Raw genomic sequence first — 8,427 nt, forward strand, 5'->3', positions numbered from 1 at the left:
TGTATTGCATAATGCCGGTTTATTGGGTGAGATTGTGCCGATGGCAGAGCAAGATATCACCGTCTGGCAGGATGTTATGCAAGTGAATGTCAATGCAACTTTTATGCTAACTCAAGCATTATTGCCACTACTGCTGAAGTCACCGAGTGCCTCTTTGGTGTTCACCAGTTCCAGCGTTGGCCGTCAGGGGCGCTCAGGATGGGGGGCTTATGCCGTGTCAAAATTTGCCACCGAAGGCATGATGCAGGTACTTGCTGAAGAATATAAGCAGAGTAATCTGAGGGTTAATTGTATCAACCCAGGGGGCACGCGGACTCAGATGCGCGCCAGTGCTTTCCCAGATGAAGATGCCAACAAGTTAAAAACACCGGCCGACATTATGCCGCTTTATCTCTACCTGATGGGCGACGATAGCCGCAGAAAGACCGGTATCAGCTTCGATGCACAACCTGGCCGTAAACCCGGCCCCGCAGAATAAAGGAATGTTTCATGTCTGAAGAACGCCACCAGCAGCGCCAACAAAAAATAAAAGAAAAGGTTGAATCACGGGTTGCAGCAGCGCAAGAAACTCGCGGTATCTTGATTGTTTTTACCGGCAATGGCAAAGGCAAAACTACCGCTGCATTTGGTACCGTAACCCGTGCTGTTGGCCACGGACTGAAAGCGGGAGTGATACAGTTCATTAAAGGTGAATGGCCGAACGGCGAGAAAAATCTGTTGCAACAACATGGTGTTGAGTTTCAGGTTATGGCAACTGGCTTCACCTGGAATACACAAAATAGAGAAACAGATACCGCAGCCTGTCAGGGGGTTTGGCAACATGCGCGGCGTATGTTAGCTGATCCGACCTTAGATTTAGTGGTGTTAGATGAACTGACTTATATGGTCGCTTATGACTACTTATCACTAGATGAGGTTGTTGACGCGCTAAAACAGCGTCCTGCCCATCAAACGGTGATAATTACTGGCCGTGGTTGCCATCGGGATCTGTTGGAAATGGCAGATACCGTCAGTGAATTACGTCCGGTTAAACATGCTTTTGATGCTGGCATTAAGGCACAGCAAGGTATCGACTGGTAATTTTCAGCCCTATCCTTGACCAATAAAATGCCGCAGCGGCAAAGTCTGCGGCATTAGCGTCTTCTATATAAAGCTATATCTGAAGAAGAGGAAATGGGATTGGGAATTCTTAGAGTGAATAATGGGAAGAAAATGATTTCTTCCCATAGATAACTGACTTATCCGCGCTTATTAGACCCACGACGCCCAGTAGCAGCTGCTGGAGCTGCATTACCTACGTTTTGGCGGGTAGAACCTTTACGGGCTGAGCCTTGACGTCCAGCAACCTGGCGGCCAGCAACTTCAGTATGGCGTTTAACCGCACGACGAATTTGATTAGCTTTGACCCGACGTCGGTCTTTCTCAACTGGCAATTTACTGACAGTTTCAGAATCCAACTCCACGAGTTCACGTAAGTAGTTGGTCGCTTTCAGATCTAATTCAGTCCAACCGCCACGAGGCAAGCCTTTTGGCAGATTGATGTCACCATAGCGAACACGAATCAGGCGGCTAACCTGCACACCAACAGCTTCCCACAAGCGGCGAACTTCGCGGTTACGCCCTTCGGTCAACGTGACGTTATACCACTGGTTAATCCCTTCCCCGCCCTGGAAACTAATGGTGCGGAATGCCGCTGGGCCATCTTCCAGTTGAACACCGCGGCTCAGCTGTTTGATTTTTTCGTCATCAATTTGACCAAACACACGCACCGCATATTCACGTTCAACTTCACGGCTAGGGTGCATCAGGCGGTTAGCCAATTCACCATCAGTGGTGAACAACAATAAACCTGAGGTATTAACGTCCAGGCGGCCGACCGCAACCCAACGCGAACCGCGCAGTTTTGGCAGACGGTCAAATACCGTTGGGCGGCCTTCCGGGTCATTACGGGTACAGAGCTCACCTTCCGGCTTGTAATACGCCAGAACACGACACACCGCTTCTTCAGATTCTTTAATCGAAAGAAGATGGCCGTCCAGACGAATTTTAGTCGCCTGAGTCACCTCAACACGATCACCCAGCTTTGATATTTTACCATCAACGCTGACACGGCCCTGTTGAATGATGGCTTCGATTTCCCGACGAGAGCCATGACCCGCTCGTGCCAAGATTTTCTGTAATTTCTCACCCACAACTTTTGTTTTTTCACCCACAACTTTATCGCCCTGTGGTTTAGGGCTTTGTGGCTTTGAGTTTGGTAAATTTTGGTCTTCTGACTTCTCGCTCATTGAGCAACCTCTAATGTCGCCTTCACAGGCGTCGCGTTATATATTGTAATCAATAAGTTAAGCTCACAATCAAGCGGAACTCACTGATTGTAATACATTTTAGAACACAGCGTGGCGCGTAAAAAGTGACGCAAACGCCTCAACACGCTGGTTCGTGACCGGACATATTACACTATTTTCACAGTCAGGGATTCAAAAAGACTCGGATGTCACTAACAATGACTTATCGCCAATCCATTTAACGGAACGGTGTTGCATCCCCTGCACCTTCGCGAATAACTTCCGGGGAGGAATCAGTCAGGTCAATAACCGTAGTCGGCTGTTGGCCCAGTGAGCCGCCGTGAATAATTAAATCCACTTGTTTGCCCAAGTGCTCTTTGATCTCTTCTGGATCCGACTCAGCAAAATCATTGCCCGGCAACATCAATGTGGTCGACATCAGCGGCTCGCCTAATACATCCAACAACGCCAACGCAATAGGATTAGACGGTACACGCAAACCAATCGTTTTTCGTTTGTCATTCATCAAACGCCGCGGCACTTCTTTGGTCGCTTTCAATATAAAGGTGTAGTTGCCGGGAGTGTTGTTCTTGATAAGTCGAAACGCCGGATTATCAACATAGGCGTAAGTTGATAGTTCTGATAAATCACGGCAGACCAAGGTGAAGTTATGATTACCATCCAACTGGCGAATACGACAAATACGTTCCATTGCCGTTTTATCTTCTAAGCGGCAACCAAGGGCATAACCCGAATCTGTCGGATAGACAACCACCCCTCCCTTACGTAAAACATCCACACTTTGGTTGATTAACCGTGGCTGAGGGTTTTCTGGGTGAATATAGAAAAATTGACTCATGACTCTACCTAATCATTAAATGTATGAATTAGCTGGACTGACTCTCTATCGGCCAATCGCGCCATACCGGTTCCACCCCAGCGGGCAACCACAATTTGCGGCCCAACTCAATCCAGGAGCAAGGTTGATGGAAATCAGACCCTTGGGATGCAAGTAAATTATAGTCGCGCGCATACTGGGCAAGTTGTGCCCGTTCATGGGGGGCTTGCTGGCACTGGGCAACTTCCATGGCATCACCACCATGCTCAGCGAAATGTGCTAATAACCGCTTTAACCATTTCGCCGTTAAATCATAACGCCCAGGGTGCGCCAGCACGGCTTGCCCACCTGATTGCTTAATAGCATCAATAGCTTGTTCTATTGTACACCATTGAGCGGGAACATAACCGGTCTTGCCTTTGGCCAAATACTTTTTGAAAACCTGGCCGACGTTACTGGCTAGCCCTAACTCCACCAGATAACGGGCAAAATGGCCTCGCGTCACCTGGCCACCTTCTGCCAACCGATTAGCCCCTTCCCAGGCATCAGGAATACGTGCTTTCGCCAGTCGGGCACTGATTTCTTGCGCCCGGCTATAACGATGCTCGGACTGTTGGCTTAATAACTGACAGATGCTGGGATGTTGGATATCCATGCCCAATCCGACAATATGGATTTCATGGTTTTCCCATAATGTGGAAATCTCGACACCGGGAATAAGCCGGATTGGCAGCTGCTGCTGCTCAATAGTCGCAGCGGCTTCAGCTAACCCTGCGGTGGTATCGTGATCAGTAATCGCTAACACACCTACGCGCATTTGCGCCGCCCTGATCACCAACGCCGCGGGGCTCAGCGAACCGTCCGACGCGGTGGTATGACTATGTAGGTCATAGAGAGTAAAGGCCGTTGATGTCACAACATCAGTTAAATCAGCCGAGTTAGGTGATGTGGTGTTATCAGACAACACGGGTTTATTAGACAAAACTGATTTATTAGACAAAATAAAAGTCCGGAAAAAGCGTGGCTAACTATCATACTCGCTAATGTGACATTAACGTTAATCAATCTTGTTTGGCGTCCAACTCATTCAGGAAAATGTTACGGCTAAAAAAGAGTTGGTTAAAAACAATCATTCAGGGGTTGACATTCACCCCACGAACCAGTTAACTAGTACACAAGTTCACGAGATACCAAGATGCTGCTCAGGAACGTCGGGCAACACCGTTTGTGAAGTAACACCATGAAAGCAATCATAGAGAGTGACTGATAATGAAAACTTCCCTAATTTCCTTACTGCGTTGGTGGCACATCTCCCTCTCTCGGGCGGTGTAATCGCGCATATCAGTCATCAGACAGTGCAGATTGCTTCAGCCCGCTTATAGCGGGCTTTTTTATGGATAGATTTCGGCATATACCTTTTTTCAGGAACCACAAACGATGCAAACCTCGCGCCCCATTTTACAGTTACTGACCACCACGGCGTGTTACCGTGATGACCCAACCGCGCTGTTCCATCAGCTTTGCGGCGCGCGACCAGCAACATTACTGCTTGAGTCAGCGGAAGTGACTAGCAAGCAGAACCTGAAAAGTCTGCTCATTATCGACAGTGCGCTGCGTATCACCGCTCTGGGGCAGAAGGTGACAATTGAAGCACTGACACGCAATGGTGCGGCGTTATTACCCTTGCTGGACGCAGCATTGCCAGCGCAAGTTGAGATTCAAGTCCGCCCTAATGGCCGCGAGCTAGCATTTCCCATAATTACTGATGTGCAGGATGAAGACTCCCGCTTACAAGCGCTATCCGTTTTCGATGCTTTGCGTCTGTTGCTGAAACTGGTCGATACCCCGCAGGCAGAGCGAGAAGCGATGTTTTTGGGTGGCTTGTTTGCCTACGATTTGGTCGCCGGTTTTGAAAACTTGCCGCAGTTGCGCCAAGACCAACGTTGCCCTGACTTCTGCTTCTATTTAGCTGAAACCTTGTTGGTGTTAGATCATCAACATCGCTCAACAACATTACAAGCCAGCCTGTTCACCCCGGATAATAGCGAGCACCAGCGCTTGACGGCGCGTTTAGAACAGCTAGCCCACCAATTGCAACAAGCGCCGCAGGCCATTCCTGCCAAGTCAGTACCAGAGATGGCGTTACAGTGTAACCAATCAGATGAAGAATACGGTGCCGTTGTCAGCGAGTTACAGCAGGCAATCCGCGAAGGTGAGATTTTCCAGGTCGTCCCTTCTCGCCGTTTCTCACTGCCTTGCCCGTCGCCACTGGCGGCGTATCAAACACTGAAAGACAGCAATCCAAGCCCGTATATGTTTTTCATGCAGGATAACGAATTCTCTTTGTTCGGTGCCTCACCTGAAAGCGCACTGAAATATGATGCGACCAATCGTCAAATTGAAATTTACCCGATTGCCGGGACTCGCCCACGCGGCCGCCGCGCTAATGGAGAACTGGACCGCGATTTGGACAGTCGCATTGAACTGGAAATGCGTACCGACCATAAAGAATTGGCGGAACACTTGATGCTGGTGGATTTGGCCCGTAATGACCTGGCGCGTATCTGTGAACCGGGTAGCCGTTATGTGGCTGATTTAACCAAAGTCGACCGTTATTCCTTTGTTATGCATCTGGTTTCTCGCGTAGTGGGCACGTTGCGCCACGATTTGGATGTGCTGCATGCCTATCAGGCCTGCATGAACATGGGGACATTAAGCGGTGCGCCAAAAGTTCGGGCGATGCAATTAATCGCCGCCTGTGAGGGGGCGCGTCGCGGCAGTTACGGCGGTGCTGTCGGCTATTTTACCGCTCATGGTGATTTGGATACCTGCATTGTTATTCGCTCGGCTTATGTCGAGGACGGTATCGCCACAGTACAAGCCGGTGCCGGTGTGGTGCTGGATTCAGTCCCACAGGCGGAAGCCGATGAAACCCGCAATAAAGCCCGCGCGGTGTTACGCGCCATCGCCACCGCACACCACGCCAGGGAGGTGTTCTAATGGAAAATAATCTAATGGCCGATATCTTGCTGCTCGATAATATCGATTCCTTTACCTACAACCTGGTTGATCAACTGCGCTCCAGTGGCCATCGCGTAGTGATATACCGCAACCAAATTGCGGCTGACACCATTATTGAGCGTTTGCAACAATTCGAACAACCGGTGTTGATGCTATCACCTGGCCCCGGCACCCCAGCGCAGGCTGGCTGTATGCCTGAGTTGTTACAGCGTTTACGCGGCCAGCTACCGATTATCGGCATTTGCCTTGGCCATCAAGCCATTGTCGAAGCCTATGGCGGCCATGTTGGTCAGGCTGGCGAAATATTGCACGGTAAAGCTTCTGCCATTGAACACGACGGACACGGCATGTTTGCAGGAATGCCTAATCCTTTACCGGTTGCCCGCTACCACTCATTGGTTGGCAGTAATATCCCAACAGAACTCACTGTTAACGCCCGTTTTGGCGAGATGGTCATGGCGGTTCGTCATGATGTCCATCGGGTTTGTGGCTACCAATTCCACCCAGAATCGATTTTAACCACCCAGGGTGCTCGTTTGCTGGAGCAAACCTTAGCCTGGGCGCTATCCCCTTCGCGCGTATAAACGCAAGAGTTTTAGCTGTGACTCCAGGCTATTTGGGGATGAAAATTTAAGGAATTGATGATGCACAATCTATTACCAAAAGAATTGTTATTAGAAAAACTGTTTCGGGCCGAGTCGATGACTCAGGCAGAAAGCCAACTGCTATTTGCCGCGATTGTCCGGGGTGAACTGGAAGCCAGCCAATTAGCTGCGGCATTGATCAGCATGAAAGTGCGCGGCGAAACACCCGCCGAGATTGCCGGCGCAGCACAAGCCTTATTAGCTGATGCTCAACCCTTCCCGCGCCCCGATTACCTGTTTGCCGATATTGTCGGCACCGGTGGCGACGGCACCAACAGCATTAACATCTCCACGGCCAGCGCGTTTGTTGCCGCCAGTTGTGGCGTGAAAGTGGCCAAACACGGTAATCGCAGTGTATCCAGCCGTTCCGGCTCGTCAGACTTGTTAGCCGCCTTTGGCATTCGTCTGGACATGAGCGCCGAGCAGTCACGTCTGGCATTGGATGAGTTAGGTGTTTGTTTCTTGTTTGCGCCGCAGTATCACACCGGTTTTCGCCATGCGATGCCTGTTCGCCAACAACTCAAAACCCGTACTTTGTTTAATGTGTTAGGGCCATTGATTAACCCTGCTCGCCCACCCTTAGCGCTGATTGGTGTTTATAGCCCTGAATTGGTGTTGCCGATTGCTAAAACTCTTAAAGTACTGGGTTATCAACGCGCGGCGGTGGTGCATGGCGGCGGAATGGACGAAGTGGCGATCCATGCGCCAACTCAGGTCGCAGAACTGAATAACGGCAGTATCGAAAGCTACGAATTAGCACCGGAAGATTTTGGCTTAAACCGCTTTGAGCTTGGCTCGTTACAGGGCGGCGCACCTGAAGAAAACCGTGACATTTTAGCACGGTTGTTACAAGGTAAGGGTGAGGCAGCGCATGCCGCAGCAGTCGCGGCTAATGTCGCATTATTGCTGAAATTGCATGGGCAGGAAAACCTGCGCCATAACGCACAACAAGCATTGGAAATGATTCACAGCGGTCAGCCTTTTGAACGTGTTACCGCTCTGGCAGCAAGAGGATAAATCATGCAGGAAACCGTACTTCACCAAATAGTGCGCGATAAGGAAATCTGGGTTGCCGCGCGGAAATTACAACAGCCTCTGGCCAGTTTCCAAAATGACATTACCTTGAGTCAGCGCGACTTTTATCAGGCGCTACAGGGCAACAAAACGGTGTTTATTCTGGAGTGCAAGAAAGCATCGCCGTCCAAAGGCGTTATTCGCGATAATTTTAATCCAGCAGAGATTGCTGCTGTTTATAAGAATTATGCCTCGGCTATCTCGGTACTGACGGATGAAAAATACTTTCAGGGCAATTTTGACTTTTTGCCACAAGTCAGCGCGGCGGTAACTCAACCCGTATTGTGTAAAGATTTTATTATTGATGCTTACCAAATTCAGCTGGCGCGTTTTTATCAGGCTGACGCTATTTTGCTGATGCTATCTGTGCTTGATGATGAGACTTACCGCCAACTGGCCGCCGTGGCTCATAGCCTGAACATGGGGGTATTGACCGAGGCAAGCAACGCCGAGGAACTGGATCGCGCTATTGCATTAGAGGCAAAAGTCGTTGGTATCAATAACCGTGACTTACGTGATTTGTCTATCGACCTTAATCGCACTCGCGAACTGGCACCGCGCC

9 protein-coding genes, 1 pseudogene and 1 other annotated feature are annotated in these 8,427 nt (G+C 49.8%); of the genes and pseudogenes, 7 read left to right on the forward strand and 3 right to left on the reverse strand.

Annotated features, from left to right (window positions below; genetic code table 11):
• Together ACNSO8_RS00605 and cobO are read left to right on the forward strand one after the other, a co-directional pair.
• On the forward strand, window positions 1–478 hold a 478-nt coding region (locus ACNSO8_RS00605), incomplete at its 5' end, for a YciK family oxidoreductase (protein ID WP_418393515.1).
• Window positions 479–489: 11 nt separating this feature from the next.
• Window positions 490–1,080 carry a cob(I)yrinic acid a,c-diamide adenosyltransferase gene (cobO, locus tag ACNSO8_RS00610; RefSeq protein WP_005169362.1) on the forward strand — a complete coding sequence of 197 codons (591 nt, stop codon included), beginning with the start codon at window positions 490–492 and terminating at the stop codon, window positions 1,078–1,080.
• 158 nt (window positions 1,081–1,238) lie between these two features.
• Here cobO and rluB read toward each other — a convergent pair whose 3' ends face one another.
• The 3 genes from rluB to rnm all read right to left on the reverse strand — a co-directional run bounded on the left by rluB (window position 1,239) and on the right by rnm (window position 4,093).
• Window positions 1,239–2,288, reverse strand: coding sequence for a 23S rRNA pseudouridine(2605) synthase RluB (gene rluB, locus ACNSO8_RS00615; RefSeq protein WP_046694955.1), 1,050 nt, complete (start codon window positions 2,286–2,288; stop codon window positions 1,239–1,241).
• Between the two features lie 238 nt (window positions 2,289–2,526).
• Entirely contained in the window at window positions 2,527–3,147 is a 621-nt protein-coding gene (locus ACNSO8_RS00620; protein WP_019079498.1) for an L-threonylcarbamoyladenylate synthase, read from the reverse strand.
• Window positions 3,148–3,175: 28 nt separating this feature from the next.
• Window positions 3,176–4,093 (reverse strand): RNase RNM, encoded by a 918-nt coding sequence (gene rnm, locus ACNSO8_RS00625; protein WP_026017845.1) that lies wholly within the window; start codon window positions 4,091–4,093, stop codon window positions 3,176–3,178.
• Between the two features lie 302 nt (window positions 4,094–4,395).
• Between rnm and trpL the strand changes: the two genes are divergently transcribed.
• The 5 genes and pseudogenes from trpL to ACNSO8_RS00650 all read left to right on the forward strand — a co-directional run.
• Window positions 4,396–4,458: a trp operon leader peptide gene (gene trpL / locus ACNSO8_RS00630; protein WP_061512357.1), complete on the forward strand. Its 63-nt coding sequence runs from the start codon at window positions 4,396–4,398 to the stop codon at window positions 4,456–4,458.
• Window positions 4,420–4,521 (forward strand) — a sequence feature (Trp leader region). Its footprint overlaps the gene before it by 39 nt.
• Window positions 4,522–4,563: 42 nt before the next feature.
• The gene (locus ACNSO8_RS00635) at window positions 4,564–6,126 is read left to right on the forward strand and encodes an anthranilate synthase component 1 (RefSeq protein WP_263700665.1); all 1,563 of its coding nucleotides are present in this window, start codon (window positions 4,564–4,566) and stop codon (window positions 6,124–6,126) included.
• A 14-nt stretch (window positions 6,127–6,140) separates the two neighbouring features.
• Window positions 6,141–6,731: a glutamine amidotransferase-related protein gene (locus ACNSO8_RS00640; protein WP_046695687.1), complete on the forward strand. Its 591-nt coding sequence runs from the start codon at window positions 6,141–6,143 to the stop codon at window positions 6,729–6,731.
• A 60-nt stretch (window positions 6,732–6,791) separates the two neighbouring features.
• Window positions 6,792–7,808, forward strand: coding sequence for an anthranilate phosphoribosyltransferase (gene trpD, locus ACNSO8_RS00645; RefSeq protein WP_019083172.1), 1,017 nt, complete (start codon window positions 6,792–6,794; stop codon window positions 7,806–7,808).
• 3 nt (window positions 7,809–7,811) lie between these two features.
• Window positions 7,812–8,427 (forward strand): annotated as a pseudogene (locus ACNSO8_RS00650) (bifunctional indole-3-glycerol phosphate synthase/phosphoribosylanthranilate isomerase); the annotation flags it as partial.

The organism is Yersinia sp. LJYL362 (assembly GCF_048323875.1).